Annotated in this window: 24 protein-coding genes; 6 read left to right on the top strand and 18 right to left on the bottom strand. The window is 68.2% G+C overall.

What is annotated here, in order from left to right; genetic code table 11:
- Window positions 1-183: 183 nt before the first annotated feature.
- Window positions 184-1173, bottom strand: a complete 990-nt coding sequence (locus AC1RGU_RS21240) for a LysR substrate-binding domain-containing protein (protein WP_492698163.1) — start codon at window positions 1171-1173, stop codon at window positions 184-186.
- A gap of 61 nt (window positions 1174-1234) precedes the next feature.
- Here AC1RGU_RS21240 and AC1RGU_RS21235 point away from each other — a divergent pair, with 61 nt between their 5' ends.
- Entirely contained in the window at window positions 1235-2677 is a 1443-nt protein-coding gene (locus AC1RGU_RS21235; RefSeq protein ID WP_492698165.1) for an amidase, read from the top strand.
- Window positions 2678-2692: 15 nt separating this feature from the next.
- Here AC1RGU_RS21235 and AC1RGU_RS21230 read toward each other — a convergent pair whose 3' ends face one another.
- Both AC1RGU_RS21230 and AC1RGU_RS21225 read right to left on the bottom strand, forming a co-directional pair.
- On the bottom strand, window positions 2693-3631 hold the full coding sequence (locus AC1RGU_RS21230) for a 2-hydroxyacid dehydrogenase (RefSeq protein WP_492698167.1): 939 nt from the start codon (window positions 3629-3631) through the stop codon (window positions 2693-2695).
- A gap of 49 nt (window positions 3632-3680) precedes the next feature.
- Window positions 3681-5516, bottom strand: a complete 1836-nt coding sequence (locus AC1RGU_RS21225; protein WP_492698169.1) for an ABCB family ABC transporter ATP-binding protein/permease — start codon at window positions 5514-5516, stop codon at window positions 3681-3683.
- Window positions 5517-5558: 42 nt separating this feature from the next.
- Here AC1RGU_RS21225 and AC1RGU_RS21220 point away from each other — a divergent pair, with 42 nt between their 5' ends.
- Window positions 5559-6002, top strand: a complete 444-nt coding sequence (locus tag AC1RGU_RS21220) for an acyl-CoA thioesterase (RefSeq protein ID WP_070060209.1) — start codon at window positions 5559-5561, stop codon at window positions 6000-6002.
- Window positions 6003-6009: 7 nt separating this feature from the next.
- Here AC1RGU_RS21220 and AC1RGU_RS21215 read toward each other — a convergent pair whose 3' ends face one another.
- The 12 genes from AC1RGU_RS21215 to AC1RGU_RS21160 all read right to left on the bottom strand — a co-directional run bounded on the left by AC1RGU_RS21215 (window position 6010) and on the right by AC1RGU_RS21160 (window position 18969).
- Window positions 6010-7128, bottom strand: a complete 1119-nt coding sequence (locus AC1RGU_RS21215) for an ABC transporter substrate-binding protein (protein WP_139701560.1) — start codon at window positions 7126-7128, stop codon at window positions 6010-6012.
- Window positions 7129-7323: 195 nt separating this feature from the next.
- Window positions 7324-8088 (bottom strand): enoyl-CoA hydratase, encoded by a 765-nt coding sequence (locus AC1RGU_RS21210; RefSeq protein WP_070060210.1) that lies wholly within the window; start codon window positions 8086-8088, stop codon window positions 7324-7326.
- Between the two features lie 39 nt (window positions 8089-8127).
- Window positions 8128-8721: a 2-hydroxychromene-2-carboxylate isomerase gene (locus tag AC1RGU_RS21205; protein WP_492698171.1), complete on the bottom strand. Its 594-nt coding sequence runs from the start codon at window positions 8719-8721 to the stop codon at window positions 8128-8130.
- A gap of 52 nt (window positions 8722-8773) precedes the next feature.
- Window positions 8774-9520 carry an SDR family oxidoreductase gene (locus AC1RGU_RS21200; protein WP_095949525.1) on the bottom strand — a complete coding sequence of 249 codons (747 nt, stop codon included), beginning with the start codon at window positions 9518-9520 and terminating at the stop codon, window positions 8774-8776.
- Window positions 9521-9525: 5 nt separating this feature from the next.
- Window positions 9526-10365 carry an acyl-CoA thioesterase gene (locus AC1RGU_RS21195; RefSeq protein ID WP_062471080.1) on the bottom strand — a complete coding sequence of 280 codons (840 nt, stop codon included), beginning with the start codon at window positions 10363-10365 and terminating at the stop codon, window positions 9526-9528.
- A gap of 32 nt (window positions 10366-10397) precedes the next feature.
- Window positions 10398-11303 carry an alpha/beta hydrolase family protein gene (locus AC1RGU_RS21190; protein WP_492698173.1) on the bottom strand — a complete coding sequence of 302 codons (906 nt, stop codon included), beginning with the start codon at window positions 11301-11303 and terminating at the stop codon, window positions 10398-10400.
- 56 nt (window positions 11304-11359) lie between these two features.
- Window positions 11360-12559 (bottom strand): acetyl-CoA C-acyltransferase, encoded by a 1200-nt coding sequence (locus tag AC1RGU_RS21185; RefSeq protein ID WP_492698175.1) that lies wholly within the window; start codon window positions 12557-12559, stop codon window positions 11360-11362.
- Window positions 12560-12570: 11 nt separating this feature from the next.
- Window positions 12571-14970, bottom strand: a complete 2400-nt coding sequence (locus AC1RGU_RS21180) for a 3-hydroxyacyl-CoA dehydrogenase/enoyl-CoA hydratase family protein (protein WP_492698177.1) — start codon at window positions 14968-14970, stop codon at window positions 12571-12573.
- Between the two features lie 36 nt (window positions 14971-15006).
- Window positions 15007-15441, bottom strand: a complete 435-nt coding sequence (locus tag AC1RGU_RS21175; RefSeq protein WP_492698179.1) for a DUF2147 domain-containing protein — start codon at window positions 15439-15441, stop codon at window positions 15007-15009.
- A 43-nt stretch (window positions 15442-15484) separates the two neighbouring features.
- Complete coding sequence (locus AC1RGU_RS21170) at window positions 15485-17281, bottom strand: acyl-CoA dehydrogenase C-terminal domain-containing protein (RefSeq protein ID WP_070060218.1); 1797 nt, start codon at window positions 17279-17281, stop codon at window positions 15485-15487.
- Window positions 17282-17356: 75 nt separating this feature from the next.
- Window positions 17357-18061, bottom strand: a complete 705-nt coding sequence (locus AC1RGU_RS21165) for a TetR/AcrR family transcriptional regulator (RefSeq protein WP_070060219.1) — start codon at window positions 18059-18061, stop codon at window positions 17357-17359.
- Window positions 18062-18210: 149 nt separating this feature from the next.
- A complete protein-coding gene (locus tag AC1RGU_RS21160; RefSeq protein WP_492698181.1) occupies window positions 18211-18969 on the bottom strand; it encodes an SDR family oxidoreductase in 759 nt (252 codons plus the stop codon).
- A gap of 109 nt (window positions 18970-19078) precedes the next feature.
- Between AC1RGU_RS21160 and AC1RGU_RS21155 the strand changes: the two genes are divergently transcribed.
- Window positions 19079-19966: a LysR family transcriptional regulator gene (locus AC1RGU_RS21155; RefSeq protein ID WP_492698183.1), complete on the top strand. Its 888-nt coding sequence runs from the start codon at window positions 19079-19081 to the stop codon at window positions 19964-19966.
- Here the strand turns inward: AC1RGU_RS21155 and AC1RGU_RS21150 are convergent.
- From AC1RGU_RS21150 to AC1RGU_RS21140, 3 genes are read right to left on the bottom strand one after another with little or no spacing between them, the layout of a single operon-like run.
- Window positions 19956-20804: a fumarylacetoacetate hydrolase family protein gene (locus AC1RGU_RS21150; RefSeq protein WP_070060222.1), complete on the bottom strand. Its 849-nt coding sequence runs from the start codon at window positions 20802-20804 to the stop codon at window positions 19956-19958. The two genes, AC1RGU_RS21155 and AC1RGU_RS21150, sit on opposite strands and share 11 nt — an antisense overlap.
- A gap of 29 nt (window positions 20805-20833) precedes the next feature.
- On the bottom strand, window positions 20834-21589 hold the full coding sequence (locus AC1RGU_RS21145) for an SDR family NAD(P)-dependent oxidoreductase (protein WP_492698185.1): 756 nt from the start codon (window positions 21587-21589) through the stop codon (window positions 20834-20836).
- The gene (locus AC1RGU_RS21140; RefSeq protein ID WP_492698187.1) at window positions 21586-22320 is read right to left on the bottom strand and encodes an SDR family oxidoreductase; all 735 of its coding nucleotides are present in this window, start codon (window positions 22318-22320) and stop codon (window positions 21586-21588) included. The genes AC1RGU_RS21145 and AC1RGU_RS21140 overlap by 4 nt, the downstream gene beginning before the upstream one ends.
- 165 nt (window positions 22321-22485) lie before the next feature.
- Here AC1RGU_RS21140 and AC1RGU_RS21135 point away from each other — a divergent pair, with 165 nt between their 5' ends.
- Genes AC1RGU_RS21135 through AC1RGU_RS21125 form a run of 3 tightly spaced genes read left to right on the top strand, consistent with a single transcriptional unit; the run spans window position 22486 to window position 24818 of the window.
- The gene (locus AC1RGU_RS21135) at window positions 22486-23193 is read left to right on the top strand and encodes a FadR/GntR family transcriptional regulator (protein WP_159273772.1); all 708 of its coding nucleotides are present in this window, start codon (window positions 22486-22488) and stop codon (window positions 23191-23193) included.
- 47 nt (window positions 23194-23240) lie between these two features.
- Window positions 23241-24251, top strand: a complete 1011-nt coding sequence (locus AC1RGU_RS21130) for a sialic acid TRAP transporter substrate-binding protein SiaP (RefSeq protein WP_307582850.1) — start codon at window positions 23241-23243, stop codon at window positions 24249-24251.
- 9 nt (window positions 24252-24260) lie between these two features.
- Window positions 24261-24818 carry a TRAP transporter small permease gene (locus tag AC1RGU_RS21125; protein WP_070060225.1) on the top strand — a complete coding sequence of 186 codons (558 nt, stop codon included), beginning with the start codon at window positions 24261-24263 and terminating at the stop codon, window positions 24816-24818.
- Window positions 24819-24825: the final 7 nt, after the last annotated feature.

The following is a 24825-nucleotide window of genomic DNA, read 5'->3' as shown; positions in this document are numbered from 1 at the left end:
GGCATTCGGGCGGCTGTGCGTGGCGCAAGCAGCGACCGGCGATCCCCGGCGTGCGACGGCCGAAAAAAACTGCCGCGACTGTAGTGGCGCCGTGGCCGGGCCGCCAATGCTGATTGCGGGGGGTCGTATGCGTGGTGCTTATAGATTGTGCAGCGCACAAATCCGTCCGCCGTTCACGCTCGTTCAGTGCGGCGGCTGGGTCCCGACCAGGTACGACCAGAGCGCGTCGGCCGTGCGCTTGGGCTGCATGCTTTCCGACAGCCCGGCCCGCGCGGCCGAGCGGCCGGCGCCGCCCTTCACCGGGACCGGCGCGGTGGGCCGCTCGCGGTAGGCGCGGATCTCCATCTTCGCTTCGAGGCTGTCGATCTCGGGCGGCAGCGCACTCACCAGCTTGCGCGCCTTGATCTCCTTGCGCACCGCGCTTTGCGGCAGGAAGGCGATGCCGTGGCCTTCGAGCGCCATCACCTTCAGGCCTTCGGCCATGTCGGTCTCGTAGACGCGGTCCAGGTGGATGGCGGTGCCCGACTCCTTGAGCAGCTGGTCGACCACGCGCCCGAGGTAGGCGCCCGGCGCATAGCCCAGGTAGGGCAGCGGCTGGCCCGGGCGGCCCGGCAGCCGGTAGCGCGGCGCACCTTCGGCATCGGCCTTGACCCAGGGGGCGACGGTTTCTTCGCCCAGGCTGACCATCTCGTACTTGTTGGCGTCCAGTTGCAGCGGCTGCGAGGGGTGGTGGTAGGCAATGAGCAGGTCGCAGCTGCCCTCGACCAGCCGCAGCACTGCGTCATGCACGTTGAGCGCGATGAGCCGGCTCTTGATGGGCCCGAAGTGCTCGCGCAGGCTGGTGACCCACGAGGGAAAGAAGGTGAAGGCCAGCGTGTGCGGCACGGCGATCTCGATCACGTCCTGGCCGGCGGCCGAGTGGCCGCGCAGCATGGCGCGCGTGCTCTGCAGCGACTGCAGCATCTCGATGGCCTGGCTGTACAGCGTCTGGCCCGCGGGCGTGAGGCGCGTGGGGTAGGAGCTGCGGTCGACCAGGTCGGTGCCGGCCCATCCCTCGAGCGCCTGGATGCGCCGCGAGAACGCCGGCTGCGTCACATGCCTCAACTGGGCCGAGCGGCTGAAGCTGCGGGTTTCCGCCAAGCTGATGAAGTCTTCGAGCCACTTTGTTTCCATACGCGGCGATTATGCGAGCGCCGCGCCATACTGGGCGCCCCCTCCTTTTCCCGCATGCGCCATGCCTTTCGACGACCTGCCTGAGCTCAGCGCCACCGAACTTTCGCGCAAGATCGCGGCCCGCGACGTGTCCTGCCGCGAGGTGATGCAGGCGTCGCTCGCCCGCATCGACGCGCTCAACCCGCGCTTCAACGCCATCGTCTCCCTGCGCGACCCCGCCCAGTTGCTGGCCGAGGCCGACGAACGCGACGCCGAACTGGCGCGCGGCGAACGGCGCGGCTGGATGCACGGCTTTCCGCTGGCCGTGAAAGACCTGAGCCACGCCGCCGGCCTGCCGACCTCGATGGGCTCGCCGCTGTCGCCGCGCTCGCCCGCGCGCACCGACAGCCTGCATGTGGCGCGCATGCGCGCGGCCGGCGCCGTGGTCATCGGCAAGACCAACACGCCCGAGTTCGGCCTCGGCTCGCACACCTACAACACGGTGTTCGGCATCACGCGCAATGCCTACGCGCCCGAGCGCAGCGCGGGCGGCAGCAGCGGCGGCGCGGCCGTGGCGCTGGCCCTGGGCATGCTGCCCGTGGCCGACGGCAGCGACATGATGGGATCGCTGCGCAACCCCGCCGCCTTCAACAACGTGATCGGCCTGCGCCCCTCGCGCGGCCGCGTGCCCGGCGACCCGGAGCAGGAACTCTTCTTCCAGCAGCTGGGCTGCGAGGGCCCGATGGGCCGCACCGTGGAAGACACGGCCCGGCTGCTGGCCGTGCAGGCGGGTTTCGACACGCGCGTGCCGCTGTCGTCGCCGCACGCCCTGCCCTCGCCCGACGACCTGCAGCTGGACGGCGACGGCCGCGGCCTGCGCATCGGCTGGCTCGGCAGCCTCTGGCCGGAGCTGCCGCTGGCGCCGGGCGTGCGCGAACTCGGCGAGCAGGCGCTCGACACCTTCCGCACCATCGGCTGCGAGGTCGAGCCCTGCACGCTCGACGTGCCGCGCGAGCACAACTGGAGCGCCTGGCTGCGCCTGCGCCAGTTGCTGGTGGGCGGCAAGCTCGGCGCCTACCTGAGCGACCCGAAGCTGTTCGCGCAGCTCAAACCCGAGGCGCAATGGGAGATCGAGCAAAGCCGGCACCTGGACGCCGCCTCGCTGTACCAGGCCTCGCACTACCGCTCGAACGTGTACCGCGCCTTCCTGAAGCTCTTCGAACGCTTCGACTTCGTGGTCGCGCCGACCGCGCAGGTGTTCCCGTTCGATGCCGAACTGCACTGGCCGGCCGAGGTGAACGGCGTGAAGAGCGACACCTACCACCGCTGGATGGAGATCGTCACGCCCTTCACGCTGGCGGGCCTGCCCACGCTCAATGTGCGCGCGGGCTTCGGCGACGGCGGGCTGCCGATGGGCCTGCAGCTGGCCGGGCCGATCCATGCCGACCTCGAGGTGCTGCGGCTGGGGCATGCCTACGACCAGGCCTGCGGCTGGGCGGCGCGGCGCCCGCCGGCCCTGTCCTGATCCGATCGGATCAGATCAGATCGGCGTGAGCACGCCGCGCCCCGCGAAGTGCCCTTCGGCGTTCGCGAGGAAGTGGTCCACCGACTTCTGCGTGGCCTCGGGCGACCAGCCCGCCATGTGCGGCGTGAGCAGCACGTTGTCCAGGCCGATGAGCGGCTCGGGGCGCTTGGGTTCGCTCTCGTACACGTCCAGGCCCGCGCCCGCGATGCGGCGCTCGCGCAGCGCCTTCGCCAGCGCCTCGGTGTCGACCACGCTGCCGCGGCCGATGCTCACGAGGTAGCCCTGCGGCCCCAGCGCGTCGAGCACCTCGGCGTTGACCAGGTGCTTGGTCGCCGGCCCGCCCGGCGCGGCCAGCACCAGGAAGTCGGCCCAGGTGGCGAGCGACTTCAGGTCGTCGAAGTAGCGGTGCGTGGCGCCTTCGCGCGGCTTGCGGTTGTGATAGCCGATTTCCATGTCGAAGGCCGCCGCGCGCTTGGCGATCTTCTGGCCGATGGTGCCCAGCCCCAGGATGCCGAGCTTCTTGCCCGACACATTCGGCGGCTGCGGAATGGCTTCGCGCCACACGCCTTCGCGGCACAGCCGGTCGAGCGTGCGGAACTCGCGCACGATGCTGATCAGCAGGCCGAAGGCATGGTCGGCCACGCAGTCGTCGTTGGTGCCCGCGCCGTTGGCGGTGGCGATGCCGCGTGCGCGCGTGACCTCGAGCGGCACGCCCTCGTAGCCCGCGCCCATGCAGCAGACCAGCTCCAGCGCCGGCATGGCGTCGATCTCGGCGGGCGTGAGGCCGATGACGCCGATGGTCAGCACCGCGCGGAACTTGGCGCCGTGCTCGGCGATGGCGGCGGCGCGCTGCGCGTCGCCGAAGGCGTAGGTCATGTCGTAGACCTCGGCAATCTGGGCCTGGTGGGCGCTCGAGAGGCTGTTGAGCACCAGCAGGGGAATCTTGGTCGACACGTCTGAACTCCTGGGGTCGGTGAAAAGAAAGAAGGGGTGAATGATCGGGCTAGAGCATCGGCACTGCTTCGCTCTTCTGCAAAGCCCACATCTGGGCGTAGCGTCCCTGTTGGGCCAGCAGATCGGCGTGCGTGCCGCGCTCGACGATCACGCCCGACTCGAGCACCAGGATCTCGTGCGCCTCGACCACGGTCGAGAGGCGGTGCGCAATGACCAGCGTGGTCTTGCCTTGCGCGGCGCTGCGCAGCTCGGACTGGATCGCACGTTCGTTGGCCGAGTCGAGTGCCGAGGTGGCCTCGTCGAAGATCACGATCGGCGGGTTCTTCAGCAGCGTGCGCGCGATGGCCACGCGCTGCTTCTCGCCGCCCGAGAGCTTCAGGCCGCGCTCGCCCACCGTCGTCTCGTAGCCCTTGGGCGTGGCGGCGATGAAGTCGTGGATGCGCGCGGCGCGCGCCGCCCCTTCGACCTCGTCGCGCGTGGCGCCGGGGCGGCCGTAGGCGATGTTGTATTCGACCGTGTCGTTGAACAGCACCGTGTCCTGCGGCACGATGCCGATGGCGCGGCGCACGCTGGCCTGCTGCACGGCGCGGATGTCTTCGCCGCCGATGGTGATGCGGCCTTGCTGCACGTCGTAGAAGCGGTACAAGAGGCGCGCCAGCGTCGACTTGCCCGAGCCCGACGGGCCGACCACGGCCACCGTCTTGCCGGCGGGAATCTCGAAGCTCACGTGCTTGAGGATCGGGCGATCGGGCTCGTAGGCGAAGCTCACGTCCTCGAAGCGGACGGTCGAGTCGGCACCCGCCAGCGGCTGCGCACCGGGCGCGTCGCGCACCTCGCGCTCCTTCTCCATCAGCACGAACATCTTGTCCAGGTCGGTCAGGCTCTGCTTGATCTCGCGGTAGATCACGCCCAGGAAGTTGAGCGGAATGTAGAGCTGGATCATGAAGGCGTTGACCATCACCAAGTCGCCCAGCGTCATGCGCCCCTCGACCACGCCCGAGGTGGCGCGCCACAGCATCAGCACGAGGCTCACGGCGATCAGCAGCTGCTGGCCGGTGTTGAGCATGCTCAGCGTGCGCTGGCTCTTGATGGCGGCCTTGCGGTAGCGGTCGAGGCTGGCGTCGTAGCGCTTGGCTTCGAACTCCTCGTTGTTGAAGTACTTGACGGTCTCGTAGTTCAGCAGCGAATCGACCGCACGGCTTTGCGCCATCGAGTCGAGCTCGTTCATGGTCTTGCGGAACTGCGTGCGCCACTCGGTCACCGTCACGGTGAAGGTGATGTACAGCACCAGCGCCACGCCCGTGATCCACACGAACAGCGCGTCGAACTTCACGCCCAATATGGTGAGCACCAGCGCCAGCTCGATGATGGTGGGCACGATGCTGTACAGCGACATCGAAATGAGCGAATGCACGCCGCGCGTGCCGCGCTCGATGTCGCGCGTCATCCCGCCGGTCTGGCGCTCCAGGTGAAAGCGCAGGCTCAGCGCATGCAGGTGGCCGAACACCTGCAGCGCGATGCTGCGCGCCGCGCCCTCGGTGGCCTTGGCGAAGATCAGCTCGCGCAGTTCGTTGAAGAGCGAAGTCGAAAAGCGCAGCAGCCCGTAGGCCACGAGCAGCGCCATCGGCACGACGAGCAGCGCCTGCGCCATGTCGGGCTTGGGCGTCATCGTGTCGACCAGGTTCTTGAGCAGCACCGGCACGCCCACGTTCGCCACCTTGGCCGCGATCATGAAGCCGAGCGCGGCGATCACCCGCCACTTGTACTGCCAGAGGTAGGGAAACAGGCGGCGCAGGGTCGCCCAGTCGGAACGGTCGGAGCGCGCGGGCGGGTGGCCGCCGGGCGCATGGGGAGAGGAGGAAAGGGCTTCGCCGCTTCGGCGCATGGGGGACAATCGTGGGTGTTGTTGTTGCTTCAGATTGTGCCCATGTCCTCCCCTTCCAGTGCCGCTTCCGCCGCAGCGGCCGCCGCCGCCACCCTCAAGAGCCTGCCCACCGACATGGAGCTGGTGCTCAAGGTCATCCCGATGCCGGCCGACTGCAACGCCAACGGCGACATCTTCGGCGGCTGGGTCATGGCGCAGTGCGACCTGGCCGGCTCGGTGATCCCGGCGCGCTACGCCAAGGGCCGCCAGGCCACGGTGGCGGTCAACGAGTTCATCTTCAAGCAGCCGGTGCGGCTGGGCGACATCCTCTCGTTCTACTCGAAGCTGGTGCGCGTGGGCCGCACCTCGATCACCGTGACGGTCGAGGTGTTCGCCGAGCGCTTCCGGGCGCAGGGCGAGTACATCAAGGTGACGCAGGCCACCTTCACCTACGTGGCCATCGACGACAACGGCCGTCCGCGCCCCATCGAACAGCCGGCGGCCTGAGCCGCCTTCAGGCGACGCCCATGCCGGCGTCGCGCACGCGCTCGAAGCACTCGAACTCGCGGTTGATCCAGCGCGCGTCGCGCCGCTCCACGCGGCGGATGTAGACCGACTGCACCACGTCGCGCGTGTGGGCGTCGATCTCGACCGGCCCGCGCGGGCTGTCCAGCCGCAGGCCGCGAAACGCATCCACCAGCCGCTCGGCGCCCGCCTTGCCGCCACGCGCGCCCGGCGCGCTCAGCGCGGCGTCGATGGCCGCGAGCCCGTCGTGCGCCGCCACGGCGAAGTAGCCCGGGCGCAGATGGCTGCCGTACTCGGTCTCGAAGGCGCCCGCGAAACGCCGGTTGGCCGGCGACTCGTGGGCGAAGGAATAGTGGTGGCTGGTGACCAGTCCCTCGGCCAGTTCGCCGATACCGTCCAGGTAGTGGTCGTCGGTGGCGTCGCCCGTGGCGAGCAGGCGGATGCCGGTATCGGCCATGCCGCGGTCGCGCCAGAACTTCAGGAAGATGGCCGGCATCTGGCCCGACGGCAGGAAGAAGAACACGGCCTGCGGCTTGAGCTCGCGCAGACGCAGCATGTAGGCCGAGTAGTCGAGTGTGTTCAGCGGCACGCGCAGCATCGCGCCCACGCGCCCGCCGCCCGCGGTGATGCCGGAGACGAAGGCGCTTTCGGCGTCGACGCCCGAGGCGTAGTCGGCCACCACGGTGCACACGTCGCGCAGCCCCTGCTGCAGCGCCCAGCGCGCCAGCGGCGCCGTGACCTGTGCGATGGTGAACGACACCCGCACCATGAACGGCGAGCGCCCGGGGATGCCCGAGGAGGCGGCGTTCATGATCACGGTCGGTACGCGCGCCTGCGTGGCGACGGTGCCGACGGCGTAGGCGTTGGAGCTGAAGTCCAGCCCCGTGAGCAAATCGACGCGCTCGCTCTCGATGAGGTCTTGTGCCTGGCGCCGCGCCTGTTCGGGCGCGCTGCCGGGCACGTCGCGGCGCAGCAGCTCCACCGGCCGGCCCGCGATCTGCTGCTTGTGGTCGGCCAGCCAGACCGCCATGCCGGCGTCGAACTGCCGCCCGCCGCCCGCATAGGGCCCCGACCACGAGCCGATGACCCCGATGCGCAACGGCCGCACGCGCGCCAGCACCAGCGAGGGCGCCGCGAGCGTGCCCGCGAGTAAGCCCAAAGCATGCCGGCGCGTCGGCCCGAATGCTACTTTTTCAGTAGCACGCATCGCCCGCGTGGCGGGCATTGTGGGCGGATTGACGTCTGGAGCAGGCACGAGGAACAGTGTACGCAGGCACCGTCCGCAGGCAAGTCCACGGAAGGCTTAGACCTTCGAGAAATCAGGCTTGCGCTTCTCCATGAAAGCGCCAAAAGCCTCCTTCGCGGCCGGCTCGCGCAGCATGCGGCCGAAGCTCGCGCCTTCTTCGCCCATGCGCTCAAGCACGGCGGGCATCTGCGCCTTCTTCAGCAGGCGCTTGGTCTCGATCAGCGCGCTCAGCGGCTTGGCGGCGAGCTTGCGCGCCTGCGTCTGGGCGATGCCGTTGGCTTCGGTCGGCGGCACCACGCGGTTGACCAGGCCCACTTCGAGCGCGGCCTCGGCCATGAAGGGCTCGCCCAGCAGCAGGGCTTCGGCGGCGCGGTGGTAGCCCAGCATCTGCGGCACCAGCAGGCTCGACGCGGCCTCGGGGCACAGGCCCAGGTTGACGAAGGGCATCGAGAAGGCCGCGTTGTCACCCGCGTAGACGAGGTCGCAGTGGAACAGCATCGTGGTGCCGATGCCCACGGCCGGGCCGCACACGGCGGCGACGATGGGCTTGGGGAAGGTGGCGATGCCGCGCAGGAAGCGGAACACCGGCGACTCCTGCGTGGAGGCCGGGCCGTTGAGGAAGTCGCCGATGTCGTTGCCGGCGCTGAAGATCGTCGGGTCGCCCTGGATCAGCACGCAGCGCACGGCGGCTTCGCTCTCGGCCGTGGCGAGCGCATCGGCCAGCGCGGCGTACATGCTGCTGGTGATCGAGTTCTTCTTGTCGACGCGGTTGAAGGTGATGGTCATCACGCCGGCTTCGGTGTGGACGAGGATGTCGCTCATGGAAAGATCCTTGGGTAGGTAAAACGGGGGGCGACGCGCTCAAGCGTCGATGGCTTCGCGGACGAAATCGAGGCGGTCCTGGCCCCAGAACATCTGGTCGCCGACGAACATGGTGGGGGCGCCGAACACGCCGCGCTCCACCGCCTCCTGCGTGACCGCCTTGAGGCGGTCTTTCACTTCCTGCGCGCCGGCCAGCGCGAGCAGGCCCGCGGCGTCGAAGCCCGCATTTTGCAAGACGGCGCCGACGGTCGCAGGGTCGTTCAGGTTCTTCGGCGCGACCCACATCGCGTGGAACACCGCGTCGATGTACGCACCGAAGCGTTCGGGCATCTTCATCTGCACGCCGGTGGCGCCGCGCATCAGCAGCAGCGTGTTGATCGGGAAGTGCGGGTTGTGCACGAAGGGCACGCCGTAGCGCTTCGCGAAGCGCTGCAGGTCGGTCGTGAGGTACGGGCCCTTGGCCTTGATCTCGGCGGGCGAATGGTTGCCCGTGGCCTGGAACACGCCGCCCAGCAGCATGGGCTTCCAGACCAGTTCGGCGCCGGTGTCGGCGCACACGTGCGGCAGCTGCGTGGCGGCCAGGTAGGCGGCGGGGCTGCCGACGTCGAAATAGAACGCGACGGATTTCGTCATGGGTGTCTCCTTGTGGCTGTGCGTCGCGCCGCGATGCGTAGCGCGGCGCCGGTCAGAACTTCTCGGACCAGGGGCGCAGGTCCAGCTCGTGCGTCCACGCATCGCGCGGCTGCGCATGCAGCATCCAGTAGCTGTCGGCGATGTGGTCCGGGTTCAGGATGCCGTCGCTGTCCTTCAGCGCATAGCGCTCGGGGAAGTTGCTGCGGATGAACTCGGTGTCGATGGCGCCGTCGACCACGACGTGCGCGACGTGGATGCCCTGCGGCCCCAGCTCGCGCGCCATCGATTGGGCCAAGGCGCGCAGGGCCATCTTGGCGCCCGAGAAGGCACCGAAGTTGGCCGCGCCGCGCAGCGAGGCCGTCGCACCCGTGAAGATGATCGTGCCGCGATGGCCGCCTGCGGGCATCTCGCGCGCCACCATGCGTTTCGCCACTTCGCGGCCATTGAGGAAGCCCGAGAAGCAGGCCATTTCCCACACCTTGAAGTACTTGCGCGCGGTTTCGGTGAGGATGCTCTCGGGCACGTTCGCGCCGATGTTGAACACCATCACCTCGATCGGCCCGACGGTCGATTCGATCTGCTCGATGAGCGCCACCACTTCTTCTTCCTTGCGTGCGTCGCAGGCGAAGGCGTGGGCCCGGCCGCCGTCGGCCTCGATCTGCGCCACCAGCGGCTGCAGCTTGTCGAGGCTGCGCCGCGTGACGCAGGTGGCGTAGCCCTCGCGCGCGAAGCGGCGGGCGATGGCGCCGCCGGTGGCGTCGCCCGCGCCGACGATCAATGCAGCCTTGGTGAGCGCCATGACGTTCATTCCTTGTAGTAGACAATCTGGTTCGACGTGGCGAGCAACGCGCCCTTCTCGCTCCACAGCTGCGCCTTCTGATCGAAGAAGCCGTTGAAGAACTGCTGCCCCGCCGCGCAGCCCAGCAGGTAGCCCGTGCCGACCTCGGCCAACTCGGCGGCGCCGACATGGAAGTAGGTGGTGATCGACACCGTGCCCGCGGGCACGTGCGTGGCGCGGCGCAGCCACACGCGCGGATAGAACACGTCGCTCAACGCGGCGAGCGAAGCGAAGTCGAGCGGGCGGGCCTGCGCGTCGCGCACCCACAGGCGCGTTTCGCTGTGCTGCAGGCTGCCGTCCCACTTGGCGGGAATGCCACCGCTGAAGGGGCGCATCTCGTACTGCTCGAGCCAGGCCACGCCCGACGGGCCGATGCGGATGCGATCGACCGCCTCGGGCTTGGGCGCCTCGGGCATGGTGAGGTCGGCCTGGCTCCAGGTGTCGCGGCGCGCGGCCGTGACCACAGTGGCGGTGGTCGTCATGTTCGCCGTGCCGTCGGCGCCGGGCTGCGTGATCGTCACCGTCCAGTGCTGCGTCGAGCGGTTGGTGCGCACGGCGGTGGCCTGGATGTCGAACGCGCCCTCGCCGAGCGCGGCCGCGTAGTTGACGGTCAGCGCGATGGGCGTGCCGAGCAGGTCGGGGTGCTGGAGCACCGCCTGCAACGCCAGCGCCGCGGTGGTGCCGCCGAACGGGCCGACCATGTTCCAGTAGTCGGGACTCGTGGTGCCCGTGAAGTGCCCCACGCGGATGTCGCTGTGGTGCAGGGCCAGGGCTTTGTCGAGGGGGTGTGGGGTCGTGCTGCTCATGGTGATCGCCAGTGTGCCTTCGGAGGATGACGTCACGCAGTCGTGTGCGGGACGTTGGCGTGCTGCACTGCCGCAGGCGCGGTCAGCGCGGCGAGCCGGTGCAGCTTGTCGAGCGTGCTCGGCCACAGGCTCTGACTGAACTGCTCGCGGAAGAAGCCGAAGTGGCCGATGCGCCGCGCCTGCACGTCGGCCGGCGCGATGCGCTCCACCGCGCTCGGCGCGCCTGCATAAAAACTCACGAGGCTGCGCGTGCCCGCATGCGTCATCAGCTCGTCGTCGGTCATCGAGAGCGCGAGCACCGGGAAGCGCACGCGCGCATAGCTTTGCAGCGCGGGCTCGCCTTCGGCGCCCACGCTGTAGCGCGGGTTCAGGCACCAGCGGCGCCATTGCAGGATCACGCCGCGCGGCAGGTCGCCGACCTTCTTCAGCTTGCGGCCTGGGAAGTAGCCCCACAGGCGCGTCGCCAGCGGCACCAGCACGAACCAGAAGTAGAGGATGCTGCGCCGCAGCTTCGGCGCGTTCTCGCGCCAGTAGCCGCTGCCGGCCGCGATGCTCACGAGGCCGTCGACCTGCCCGGGCCGCTGCAGGAAGCCCGGCAGCTGCGCGCCGAGGCTGTGGCCCAGCAGGTACAGCGGCTCGTCGGGCAGCGCGGCCTTCGCGGCGTCGATCACCGCCTCGTAGTCGCGCGCCCAGTCGAACAGGTCGGCCTGGAAACCACGCAGCGGCGCATCGCCGAGCGAGTCGCCGCTGCCGCGGTAGTCGAAGGTCCAGACCCGCAGGCCCTGCCCCGCGAGCCAGTGCGCGAAGGGCTCGTAGAACGACTGGCGCACGCCCATCGCACCGCCGATGACGATGCTGGCGCGCGGGGCGCCGGCGGGGTCGTAGCGGCGCACCGCCACGTGGGCGCCGGCGTCGACCGGCAGTTGCAGGGCTTGCATTCCGTGGTCTCCTTCGTTCTGCGGCCCCTTGCTAGGGCGTCCCGGGGTCGGACGGATCAGACGCGTTCAAAAATGCCCGCTGCGCCCTGCCCCATCCCGACGCACATCGTGACCATGCCGTACTTCAGCTTCTCGCGACGCAGTGCGTGCACCACGGTGGCCGCGCGGATCGCGCCGGTCGCGCCCAGCGGGTGGCCCAGTGCAATGGCGCCGCCCATCGGGTTGACCTTCGACGGATCGAGCCCCAGCGTGTTCATCACCGCGAGCGATTGCGCGGCGAAGGCTTCGTTGAGTTCGAACCAGTCGATGTCTTCATGCTTCAAGCCCGCATAGCGCAGCGCGGCCGGAATCGCCTCGATCGGGCCGATGCCCATGATGTGCGGCGGCACGCCCTTGCTGGCGAAGCTCACGAAGCGTGCGAGCGGCGTGAGGCCGTACTGCTTGATGGCCTTCTCGCTCGCCAGGATCAGCGCGCCCGCGCCGTCCGAGGTCTGCGAGCTGTTGCCGGCCGTCACCGTGCCGCGCGCGGCGAACACGGTGCGCAGCTTGGCCAGGCCTTCGATGCTGGTGTCGGGGCGCGCGCCTTCGTCCAGGCTCACGGTGCGGGTCTTGGCGATCGATTCGCCGGTTTCCAGGTTCGGCGTGCGGTCGGTCACTTCGACCGGCGTGATCTCGTCGGCGAACTTGCCGGCGGCCTGCGCGGCCAGTGCCTTCTGGTGCGAGGCCAGCGCGAACGCGTCCTGCGCCTCGCGGCTCACCTTCCACTGCTGCGCGACCTTCTCGGCCGTGAGGCCCATGCCGTAGGCAATGCCCACGTCGCCTTCGCGCTCGAAGATCGAGGGCGACAGCGAGGGCGAGTTGCCCATCATCGGCACCATGCTCATGCTCTCGACGCCGGCCGCGATCATCACGTCGGCCTCGCCGACGCGGATGCGGTCCGCGGCCATCTGCACGGCCGAGAGACCCGAGGCGCAGAAGCGGTTGACGGTGATGCCGCCGATGCTGGTCGGCAGGCCCGCCAGCACCGCGCCGATGCGCGCGACGTTCAGGCCCTGCTGCGATTCGGGAATCGCGCAGCCGCAGATGATGTCCTCGATGGCCTTGGGGTCCAGGCCCGGCACGGCGGCCAGCGCCGCCTTCAGCGTGGTCGCGAGCAGGTCGTCGGGACGGTAGTTGCGGAAGTAGCCGCGGTGCGACTTGCCGATGGGCGTGCGGGTGGCGGAGACGATGTAGGCGTCTTGTACTTGCTTGCTCATGAAATCTGTCCTTAGTTGCGCACGGGCTTGCCGGTGCTGAGCATTCCCATGATTCGCTCTTGCGTCTTGGGGTGCACGATGAGCGAGCAGAACGCCTTGCGTTCCAGCGTCATCAGGTATTCCTCGGTCACGAGCGAGCCCGCGTCCACGTCGCCGCCGGTGACCACGTTCGCGATCAGGCTGGCAATGTGGAAGTCGTGCGCGCTGATGAAGCCGCCGTCGCGCATGTTCACCAGCTGGCCCTTGATCGTCGCGGCGCCGCTGCGGCCCGCCACGCGGAAGGTGCGGCGCAGCGGGGGGCGGTAGCCGGCGTCGGCCATGGCCTTGGCCTGCTGCAGTGCCACGTAGAGCAGCTCGTCCTTGTTCGGCACGATCACGTCGCTGTCGAGCAGGTAGCCCAGCTTCTTCGAATCGAGCGCGCCCGTGCCCACCTTCGCCATCGCCGCGGCGGTGAAGCCTTCGGTGAGGAAGGGCAGCAGGTCGGTGCCCGTCGAAGCCGATGCGTTCTCGGCCGCACGGCGTGCGATGTAGGTCAGGCCGCCCGCGCCGGGGATCAGGCCCACGCCGACTTCGACCAGGCCGATGTAGCTTTCCATCGCGACGACGCGCTTGGCCGAGTGGATGGCCAGCTCGCAGCCGCCGCCCAGCGCCATGCCGCGCACGGCGGAGATCACCGGCACGTTGGCGTAGCGGATCTTGAGCATGACGTTCTGCAGCTCTTCTTCCGCGCCCTCGACCGCGCCGATGCCCGCGACCACGAAGGCCGGCAGCATCGCCTGCAGGTCGGCGCCGACCGAGAAGACTTCGTCGGGCGACCAGATCACCAGGCCCTTGTATTCGGCTTCGGCCAGGTCGACCGCGGCGCCCAGCGCCTCGGCCACGTCGGGGCTGATGGCATGCATCTTCGACTGGATGCTCGCGATGAGAACTTCACCGTCGAGCGTCCACACGCGCACATCGCCTTCGTCGCTGATCGTCGTGCCGGCCGTGTTGGCATCGGCCGCGTTCGCGCCGAGCACGCTCTCGGGGAACAGCTGGCGGTCGTGCACGGGCAGCTTGCGCTGCGGCACGAATTTGTTCTGCGAGGCGCTCCACGAACCTTCGGGCGTGTGCACGCCGCCCGCTTGTGCGACCGGGCCTTCGAACACCCACTTCGGCAGCGGTGCGCTGCTGAGTGCCTTGCCGGCGTCGATGTCTTCCTGCACCCACTTGGCGACCTGCGCCCAGCCGGCTTCCTGCCAGAGCTCGAACGGGCCCTGCTTCATGCCGAAGCCCCAGCGCATCGCGAAGTCGATGTCGCGCGCGCTCTCGGCGATGTCGGCCAGGTGCACGGCGGCGTAGTGGAAACCGTCGCGCAGGATGGCCCAGAGGAACTGGCCCTGCGGTCCTTCGCTCTCGCGCAGCAGCTTCAGGCGCTCGCCCGCGGGCTTCTTGAGCATGCGGCCGTACACCTCGTCGGCCTTGGCGCCGGCGGGCACGTACTCGCCGCTCTTCAGGTCGAAGCGCAGGATGTCGCGGCCGGCTTTCTTGAAGAAACCGGCCTTGGTCTTCTGGCCCAGGTTGCCCAGCTCCAGCAGCTTGGCGAGCACCGGCGGCGTCGCGAAGTTGGCGTAGAAGGGATCTGTCTCGGCATTGAGGTTGTCCTGCAGCGTCTTCACGACGTGGGCCATGGTGTCCAGGCCCACCACGTCGGCGGTGCGGAAGGTGCCCGAGCTCGCGCGGCCCAGCTTCTTGCCGGTGAGGTCGTCCACCACGTCGGGCGTGAGACCGAACTTCTCGACTTCCTTCAGCGTGGCCAGCATGCCGGCGATGCCGACGCGGTTGGCGATGAAGTTGGGCGTGTCGTGCGCGCGCACCACGCCCTTGCCGAGCGTGCTGGTGACGAAGGCCTCGAGGTCGTCGAGCACCTGCGGCTGCGTGGTGGGCGTGTTGATCAGCTCCACCAGGAACATGTAGCGCGGCGGGTTGAAGAAGTGAATGCCGCAGAAACGCGGCTTCAGGGCTTCAGGCAGTGCTTCGCTGAGCTTGGTGATCGACAGGCCCGAGGTGTTCGAGGCCAGGATCGAATGCTTGGCGACGTGGGGCGCGATCTTCTTGTACAGATCGAGCTTCCAGTCCATGCGCTCTGCAATGGCTTCGATGATGAGGTCGCATTCGCCGAGCTTGGCGAGGTCGTCCTCGTAGTTGGCCTGCTCGATCAGGCCCGCGTCGGCCACGTCGCCCAGGGGCGCGGGCTTGAGCTTCTTGAGGTTGTCGATGGCGCGCGTGACGATGCCGTTCTTCGGGCCTTCCTTGGCGGCCAGGTCGAACAGCACGACAGGCACGCGCACGTTGACGAGGTGGGCGGCAATCTGCGCGCCCATCACGCCGGCGCCGAGCACGGCGACCTTCTTCACTTGAAATCGGGACATGTTGCTTGGTATTTCTTGGATAGGTTGTGCGCGGAGTTACTGCACACGGTTCCAGGTTTGGGTGCGCCAGAAGGGGCCGAGGTAGCCGCGCACTTCCAGCTTCTTGCCGCCGTCGATCGGCGTGAAGCTCGCGCGGTATTCCTTGCCGTTCTCGGGGTCGAGGATCTTCCCGCCTTCCCAGACGTCCTTGCCCTCGGCCTTCTTGCCGCCACGGATGATCTCCAGGCCCGCGATGGGCTTGCCCTTGCGGTCGTCGGCGCATTCGTCGCAGGTGGCATCGGGCTTGGTGTCTTTCTTCAACGACTTCTCGATGCGCCCGAGCAGCGCGCCGTTGGCTTCGGCGATGCGGATCTCGGCCTTGGCCTCGCCGGTCTTGTCGTCGACGTTGCGCCACAGGCCCACCGGCGTGCTCTGGGCCATGGCCGAAGCGGCGGTGACGGTGAACAAGACGGCTGCAAGCATTGCTTTCATGAGCGGGCTCCCGGTGGGTCGATGAAGAAAGGCTGTGTGTCGCTTAAGCGAGTGCGGCGTCGGTGTCCATCAACACCTTGCTGCCGGCGCGCGCGGTGCGCATCAGCATCACGGTCTCGGGGAACAGCTTGGCGAAGTAGAAGCGTGCGGTCTGCAGCTTGGCGACGTAGAACGGATCGTTGTTGCCGGCGGCGATTTCGCGCAGGGCCACTTGCGCCATGCGGGCGAACAGGTAGCCGAACACGAAGTGGCCGGCCACGCGCAGGTAGTCGACGGCGGCGGCGCCCACTTCGTCGGGGTTCTGGAAGCCCTTGAAGCCGATCTCGGTCGTGAACTTGGTGAGTTGGTCGCCCAGCATCGCGATCGGGTTGATGAACTCGGCCATCTTCTCGTTCACGCCTTCTTCTTCCACCAGCTTGGCGACGAGCTTGCCGAACTTCTTCAGCGAGGCGCCGTTGTTGCCCAGGATCTTGCGGCCCAGCAGGTCCAGCGACTGGATGGTGTTGGTGCCTTCATAGATCATGTTGATGCGGTTGTCGCGCACGAACTGCTCCATGCCCCATTCCTTGATGAAGCCGTGGCCACCGAAGACCTGCATGCACGAGTTCGTCGCGATGTGGCCGTTGTCGGTGATGAAGGCCTTGACGATGGGCGTCAGCAGCGCGACCAGTTCGCCCGAGTCCTTGCGCACCTTCTCGTCGGGGTGGTTGTGTTCCTTGTCGAGCAGCAGCGTGCAGAAGATCTGCAGCGCGCGGCCGCCTTCGGCGTACGCCTTGGCCGTGAGCAGCATCTTGCGCACGTCGGGGTGCACGATGATGGGGTCGGCTTCCTTGTCCTTGGCCTTCACGCCCGAGAGCGAGCGCATCTGGATGCGGTCCTTGGCGTAGGCCAGCGCGTTCTGGTAGGCCACTTCGGTCAGGCCGAGCGACTGGTTGCCCACGCCCAGGCGGGCGGCGTTCATCATCACGAACATGGCGGCCAGGCCCTTGTTGGGCTCGCCCACCAGCGTGCCGGTGGCGCCTTCGATCACGATCTGCGCGGTGGCGTTGCCGTGGATGCCCATCTTGTGCTCCAGGCCGGCGCAGAAGATCGGGTTGCGTTCGCCCAGCGAGCCGTCGGCCTTGACGTGGAACTTGGGCACCACGAACAGGCTGATGCCCTTGCTGCCCTTGGGCGCGTCCGGCAGGCGAGCCAACACCAGGTGAATGATGTTGCTCGTCATGTCGTGCTCGCCGGCCGAGATGAAGATCTTGCTGCCGGTGATGCGGTAGGTGCCGTCCGCCTGCGGCTCGGCCTTGGTGCGCAAGAGGCCCAGGTCGGTGCCGCAATGGGGTTCGGTCAGGCACATCGTGCCGGTCCACTCGCCGCTCGTGAGCTTGGGCAGGTAGGTCTTCTTCTGGTCGTCGGTGCCGTGTGCGGCCAGTGCCTCGTAGGCGCCGTGCGACAGGCCCGGGTACATGGTCCAGGCCTGGTTGGCGCTGTTGAGCATTTCGAACAGGCACTGGTTCACCACGAACGGCAGGCCCTGGCCGCCGAAGGCCGGGTCGCACGACAGCGCGGGCCAGCCGCCTTCGACGTACTTGGCGTAGGCGTCCTTGAAGCCGGTGGGGGTCTTGACTTCGTGCGTGGCCTTGTCGAGCACGCAGCCCTCTTCGTCGCCGCTGATGTTCAGCGGGAAGGTGACTTCGGCGGCGAACTTGCCGGCCTCTTCGATCACGGCGTTGATGGTGTCGGCATCGGTCTCGGCGTGGGCCGGCAGTGCCTTGAGTTCCTCGGCGACGTTGAGCACTTCGTGCAGCACGAACTGCATGTCACGCACGGGGGGGTTGTAGGTAGGCATCCGGGACTCTCCTGGTCGAAGCTAGATAGATTGGAAAAAACGAAAACGGAAAAATGAAACGGGCGGCCGTGGCGCTCAGCGCACGGTCTTGAGGCGGCGCGTGCCGCGCGCGGCGGGCGCGGACTCGGCGGCGTTGGAAGCAGGCGGCGCGTCCGGCGTGGCGGCGCGCGCAAGGATGTTGTCGAAGCCGACGTTGGCGCGGCCGATGGAGCCGGGCACCTGCAGGAAGCGGGCCTCGTAGTGCAGCGCGAGGATCAGGCCGTGGATCTCGAACCCAACCTGGCGCTCGTCGGCGTCAGCGCGCAGGTGGCCTTCGGTCTTCGACTGCACGATGGCGCGCAGCACGGCGGCCTGCCAGATGCTGACCGACTCGACCAGCGCGTCGCGCACCGGGCCCGGGCGGTCGTCGAATTCGGAGGCGCCGCTGATGTAGATGCAGCCCGAGTCGATCTCGGTCGAGGTGCGCTTCATCCAGTTGGCGAACATGGCGCGCAGGCGCGGCAGGCCGCGGGGCGCCTGCAGGGCGGGGAAGAACACCTCCTGCTCGAAGCGCGCGTGGTATTCGCGCACCACCGAAATCTGCAGTTCCTCGCGCGAGCCGAAGTGGGCGAACACGCCCGACTTGCTCATCTTGGTGATCTCGGCCACGGCGCCGATCGACAGGCCCTCGAGCCCGATCTGCGCGGCCAGTGCCAGCGCGGCGTCGACGATGATGGCCTTGGTCTGCTGGCCTTTGGGGGCGGCGCGGGCCGGCTTGGCGGGAACGGCGGTGGCAGACATCGTGAAAGCTCCGAATAAAACGAACGGTCGTTCTATTTTGCAGGGGCTTTGCACTTTTGACCGCAAATGACCTTGGGCCGCGGTAGGTTAATAAAGGTTAGCCAAAGCAGGGGGCGGCCGCCAGGGGGCCGCACCCTGCCCCGGCCGGCTCAGAACTCCTGCGACACAGGCCGCAGCACGACCTCGTTGATGTCCACGTTCGCCGGCTGCTCCACCGCGTAGACGATGGCGCGCGCCACCGAGTCAGCCGGAATCTGGTTGGCGTCGTAGAAGGCCTTCACCCCGGCGGCGCTCTCGGCGTCGCTGCTGCCGAACTTCAGCTCCGAGTCCACGGCGCCGGGCGACACGATGGTCACGCGCACGCCGCTGTTGCCCACCTCCACGCGCAGGCCTTCAGAGATGGCCCGCACCGCGTGCTTGGTGGCGCTGTAGACCGTGCCGATGGGCGTGAACACCTTCAGCCCGGCAATCGACGCGACGTTGACGATGTGCCCGCTGCACTGCGCCTGCATGCGCGGCAGCACGGCGGCGATGCCGTAGAGCACGCCCTTGATGTTGACGTCGATGGTGCGGTCCCACTCGTCGACCTTGAGCTTGTCCAGCGGCGACAGCGGCATCACGCCCGCGTTGTTGACCAGCACGTCGATGCGGCCGAAGGCCTCGACGGTGGCGGCGGCGAGCTTTTCCAGGTCGGCGCGCTTGGCCACGTCGGTGGCGACGGCGATGGCTTCGCCGCCGGCCTCGCGGATCTCGGCGACGACCTGGTCGAGCCGGTCGGTGCGGCGGGCCGCGAGCACCACCTTGGCGCCGCGCGCGGCCAGGTGGCGCGCCGTCGATTCGCCCAGGCCGCTGCTGGCGCCGGTGACGATGGCAACCTTGCCCTGGATGTTGTCTTGAATGGAGGTCATGGGAATTTCCTTGGGGTGTGTTGAAGAAGTGCATGCAGTGTGGAAAATCCACGCGTTCCAGTAAATGAAACTCTGTCGACTTCAGAATTCCCAAAAAAGGAACACCACCATGTCCAACCGCCTCGAAGCCCTGCGCGTGTTCTTCACCGCCGCCGATGCCGCCAACTTCCGCGAGGCGGCCGTGCGCCTGTCGGTGTCGCCGCAGGTGGTGACGCGCGCGGTGCGCGAACTTGAAGAAGAACTGGGCGAGCCGCTCTTTCACCGCAGCACGCGCGGCGTGCAGCTCACCGATTTCGGGCGCCAGCTCGCCGAGCGCGCCCGCGTGGCCGTGGGCGGCGTGGACGAACTTTTCCACCGCATCGACCGGCGCGCGCTGTCGCAGCACACGGGCACGGTGCGGGTCACGGCGCCGCATGTGTACGCGCGGCTGATCCCGCAGGCGCTGGCGCCGCTGCTGGCGCAGCATCCCGGGCTGGTGCTCGACCTGCGGCTGTCGGAGCAGCATGCCGACGTGGTCGACCAGCAGATCGACCTCGGCGTGCGCGTCGGCCCGATGCGCGACGCGCGCTTCGTGGCCCGGGGCGTGGGAAAGATGTCGCTGTGCGTGGTGGGCTCACCCGCGCTCATCGAGCGGGTCGGTGCGCCGCGCACCGTCGATGCGCTGTCGGCGCTGCCGGTGACGGCGCTGATCGACCACAGCTCGGGCCGGCCGTGGCCATGGGCCTTCAGCAAGAAACGGGTGTTCACCGTGTCGTCGCCCGCGTTCGTGACGGACAACATCGACGCCGAATGCGCCGCGGTGCTGGCGGGCATCGGCTTCGGCCAGCTCATCGGGCCGCTGGCGCAGCCGTGGCTGCAATCGGGCGCGCTGGTGGAGGTGCTGGCGACCGAGGCGCCCGAGCCCTGGCCGATCCACGTCTACCGCCCGCAGCGCGCGCCGGTGCCGGCGCGCGTGCGGCTGGTGTACGACGAGCTGGTGCGCGTGCTCAGAGCTTGAAGGGCACGACTTCCTGGCGCTGCTCGCCCAGGCCTTCGATACCCAGCGTCATCACGTCGCCCTTCTTCAGGAACAGCGGCGGCTTCATGCCCATGCCGACGCCGGGCGGCGTACCGGTGGTGATCACGTCGCCGGGCATCAGCGTCATGAACTGGCTCACGTAGCTCACGAGCTTGGCCACGCTGAAGATCATGGTCTTGGTGCTGCCGGTCTGCACGCGCTGGCCGTTCAGGTCGAGCCACATCGCGAGCTTCTGCGGGTTCTCGATCTCGTCGCGCGTGACGAGCCAGGGGCCGATGGGGCCGAAGGTGTCGCAGCCCTTGCCCTTGTCCCAGGTGCCGCCGCGCTCGATCTGGTATTCGCGCTCGCTCACGTCGTTGATGGTGCAGTAGCCGGCCACGTAGTCGAGTGCGCTCTTTTGCGACACATAACGCGCCTTCGTGCCGATGACCACGCCGAGCTCGACTTCCCAGTCGGACTTGACCGAGCCCTTGGGCAGCATCACCGGGTCGTTCGGGCCCTGGATGCAGCTGGTGGCCTTCATGAAGACGATGGGTTCCTTGGGCACCGGCAGGCCCGACTCGGCCGCGTGGTCGGCGTAGTTCAGGCCGATGGCGATGAACTTGCCGACGTTGGCCACCGGGCTGCCGAAGCGTGGCTTGCCCTTGACCAGCGGCAGCTTGTCGAGCTTGGTCTTGCGCAGCTTGGCCAGGGCGGCATCGCCGAGCTGGTCGGGACCGATGTCCTTGACGATGGCGCTCAGGTCGCGCAGCTTGCCTTCGTTGTCGATGAGACCGGGCTTTTCTTTGCCGGGGTTGCCGTAGCGGACGAGTTTCATGCGTTCCTTTCAGTGCATTGAATGGGGAATCAGTAGGTGGAGCGGCCGCCCGACAGGTCGAACGCGGCGCCGGTGGAAAAGGAGCAATCGTCGGTGCACAGCCAGCCGACCATCGCGGCCACCTCTTCCACGGTGCCGAAGCGGCCCACGGGAATCTTCGAGAGCATGAAGGCGATGTGGTCGGGGGTCATCTGGTCGAAGATGGCGGTCTTCACCGCCGCGGGCGTCACGCAGTTCACGCGGATGCCGGTGTCGGCCAGCTCCTTGCCGAGCGACTTGGTGAGCCCGATGACGGCGGCCTTGCTCGCACTGTACGCGCTGGCGTTGGGGTTGCCGTCCTTGCCCGCCACCGAGGCGATGTTGACGATGCGGCCCTCGCCCTTCGCGCCCTGCCTGCGCATCTGTGCCACCACCTCGCGACAGCACAGGAACACGCCGTTGACGTTGACCTCCATCACCTGACGCCACTCGTCCACCGGGTAGTCCCACAGCTTGACGTTGGGCCCGGTGATGCCCGCGCTGTTGACCAGCGCATCGATGCGCGGCGCGTGGGCGAGCGTGGCGGCCACGGCCTTTGCGACCGACGGCTGCTGCGTCACGTCGACCTTCAGTGCGAAGGCCTTGGCGCCCAGCGCTTCGGCCGCGCGCCCGGCGGCGGCTTCGTCGCGGTCCCACAGCGTGACGCTGCCGCCCGAGGCGACGAGCCGCTGCGCGATGCCGAAGCCCAGCCCCGTGGCGCCGCCGGTGACGACCGCGTGGCGGCCTTCGAAATCGAGCCGGTTCATATCGTGATGCCGCCGTCGACCGTGAAGTACTGGCCGGTGGCGAAGATGGATTCGTCGCTCGCCAGGAAGACGACCACCGGCGCGATCTCCTCGGCCTGTGCGAGCCGGCCCATGGGCTGGCGCGCCACGAAGGCCTTGCGCGCGGCCTCAGGGTCGGCGTTGGCGTTGATGCGATCGCCCAGCGAGGGCGTGTCGACCGTGCCCGGACACACGGCATTGCAGCGGATGCCGCGGGCCACGTAGTCGGCCGCCACGCTCTTGGTGAGGCCGAGCACGGCCGCCTTGGTGGTGCCGTAGACAAAACGGTTGGGCAGGCCCTTCATGCTGGAGCACACGCTGGCCATGTTGATGATGCTGCCGCGCCCCGCCGCGAGCATGCCGGGCAGCACGGCCTGGATGGTCCACATCTGCGCGCGCACGTTGAGGCGGAAGGCAAAGTCGAGGTCGTCGTCGCTGGCCTGCTCGATGGTGCCGTTGTGCACCACGCCCGCGCAGTTGAAGAGCACGTCGAGCGTGGGCAGCTGCGCCACGACCGCGCCGATGGCGGCCTTGTCGAGCACGTCGAGCTTCAGGGCCGTGACGTTCGCCACGCCGGCGTAGGCCGACAGCAACTGCTCGTTGACGTCGGTGGCCCACACATGGGCGCCCTCGGCCGCGAGCGCCAGCACGCTGGCGCGGCCGATGCCCTGGCCGGCGGCGGTGACGAGCACGGTCTTTCCCTTCAATCTCATGGTCGGTGTCTCCTGGGGTGTTCTGCGGATGCGGGGTGGGTTCGGGTTAGGCCCGATGGGTGACATCTGTGAATCGCCGTATTCTGAATTGGCCTTACCACTTGTCCAATTCAGGACAACCCTTAAGCCGATCCACCGCCTCGCCCGCACCCACACCCTGCTCCCGTGCCGCTCCAGACCGTCGAACCCCAACGCCTCTATCGCCAGATTGCCGACCAGCTCCGGGGGCTGATCGCCAAGGGCGAGTTCGACGTGGGCGCGCGCCTGCCCGCCGAGCGCGACCTGGCCAAGCAGCTCGGCGTGAGCCGGCCCTCGGTGCGCGAGGCGCTCATCGCGCTGGAGGTCGAGGGCTGGGTCGAGGTGCGCACCGGCTCCGGCGTGTACGTGCTCGACCGTTCGCACCGCGCCAGCGCACCGGTGGCGCCCACCGAGTGGGGGCCGCTGGAGCTGATCCGCGCGCGCCGCGTGATCGAGGGCGAGACCGCCGCCATCGCCGCCCTGTCGGGCAAGCGCAAGGACGTGGACGCGATGACGCGCGCCATCGCCACCATGCGCGAGATGGCCGACCGCAACGTCATGCCGCTGGACGGCGACCGCGCCTTTCACCTGGCCATCGTCGGCGCCAGCGGCAACGTGGTGCTGGTCGAGACGGTGCAGGGCTTCTGGGATTCGCGCCGCGGCCCGATCTTCACGCGGCTGGGCGGCTACTTCGAGACCGTGACCTCGTGGCGCGCCGCCATCACCGAGCACGAGGCGATCCGCGACGCCATAGCCGCGCGCGACGCCGAGGCCGCGCGCAGCGCGATGCACACGCACATGGACAACTCGCACCACCGTTTCAGCGCGAGCTGGCGCCGCGCCAAGCCCGCCTGATTTCTCGCCAGCCTTCCTGCCAGTTCACTACAACGGAGACACACCCCATGATCAGCAGCAGCAAGAACAGCAAACGCACCGCCCTCAAGGCCCTGGCCGCCTGCGCCCTCGCAGCCGGCGCGTTGGGCGCGACGGGCATCGCCTCGGCGCAGACCAAGCTCAAGTGGGCGCACGTCTACGAGACCTCGGAGCCCTTCCACAAGTACTCGGTGTGGGCGGCCGAGGAGATCAAGAAGCGCAGCAACGGCAAGTACGACATCCAGGTGTTCCCAGCCTCCAGCCTGGGCAAGGAAGCCGACATCAACCAGGGCCTGACGCTGGGCACGGTCGACATCGTGCTGACCGGTGCGAGCTTCGCGGGCAACAGCTACAAGCCACTGGCCATCACCTACTTTCCGTTCATCTTCCGCGACGCGGAGCACCAGCTGAAGTACGCCAGGAGCGACGTGTTCAAGGAGCTCGCCAAGGGCTACGACGACAAGACCGGCAACCACATCACGGCGCTCAACTACTACGGCGCGCGCCACGTCACCTCGAGCGCGGCCAAGCCGGTGAGCAAGCCCGAGGACATGAAGGGCCTGAAGATCCGCGTGCCCGACGCGCCCGCCTACCTGGCCTTCCCCAAGTCGCTGGGCGCCAACGCCACGCCGATCGCCTTCGCCGAGGTCTACCTCGCGCTGCAAAGCGGCACCGTGGATGCGCAGGAGAACCCGCTGCCCACCATCGAGGCCAAGAAGTTCTACGAGGTGCAGAAGAACATCTCGCTGACCGGCCACATCGTCGACTCGCTGCTCACCGTGGTCTCGGGCCAGCTGTGGGCCAAGCTCAGCGCCGACGAGAAGAAGATGTTCAACGACGTGATGCAGGAAGCCGCCGAGAAAACCGGCCGCGAGATCATCGCCTCCGAGACCCGGCTGGTGGAGGAGTTCAAGAAGAAGGGCAACAACGTGATCACGGTCGACAAGGGTGCGTTCCGCGAGGCCGTGCTCAAGAACACCAAGCCCACCGACCACGGCTACCGCCAGCAGGACTACGACCGCATCATCGCGATCAAGTAAGGCCACACGATGAGCGACGACAAGCTGCTGGGCGACGACGGCGAGTTCCACGCCAAGGACGAGGCCGTCGACCTGTCCGGCACCACCGTGGAGGCCTGGGCCGCCCTGGGCATCTTCTGGGTGCTGGGCCTCACGGTGCTCTACCAGTTCGTGACGCGCTACGTGCTGAACGACTCGGCCTCCTGGACCGAGGAGATCGCGCGCTACCTGCTGGTGGGCACGGTGTTCGTGGGCGCGTCGATCGGCGTGGCGCGCAACAACCACATCCAGGTCGACTTCTTCTACCGCCACATGCCGCCGGCCATGGGCCGCGCGCTGGGCCTGCTGGTCGACGTGCTGCGCACGGCGTTCTTCGCGGCGGCGGTGGTCATGACGGTGCAGATGATGCTCAAGATCGGCAACAACGCGAGCATGACCATCGTCGACCTGCCGATGAACATCGTCTACGGCGTGTGCCTGCTGGGCTTCGTCGCCATGTGCGTGCGCTCGGTGCAGGTGAGCGTGGTGCACTGGCGCCGCGGCTACTGCGTGCTGGAGCGGCCCGAATCCACGATCGACGACCGCTGAGGTCGCA

It is taken from the genome of Variovorax sp. GW823-FHT02B07 (assembly GCF_058797695.1).
Note: the sequence above shows the minus strand (reverse complement) of the source record. Positions and strands in the feature narration are given on the sequence as shown.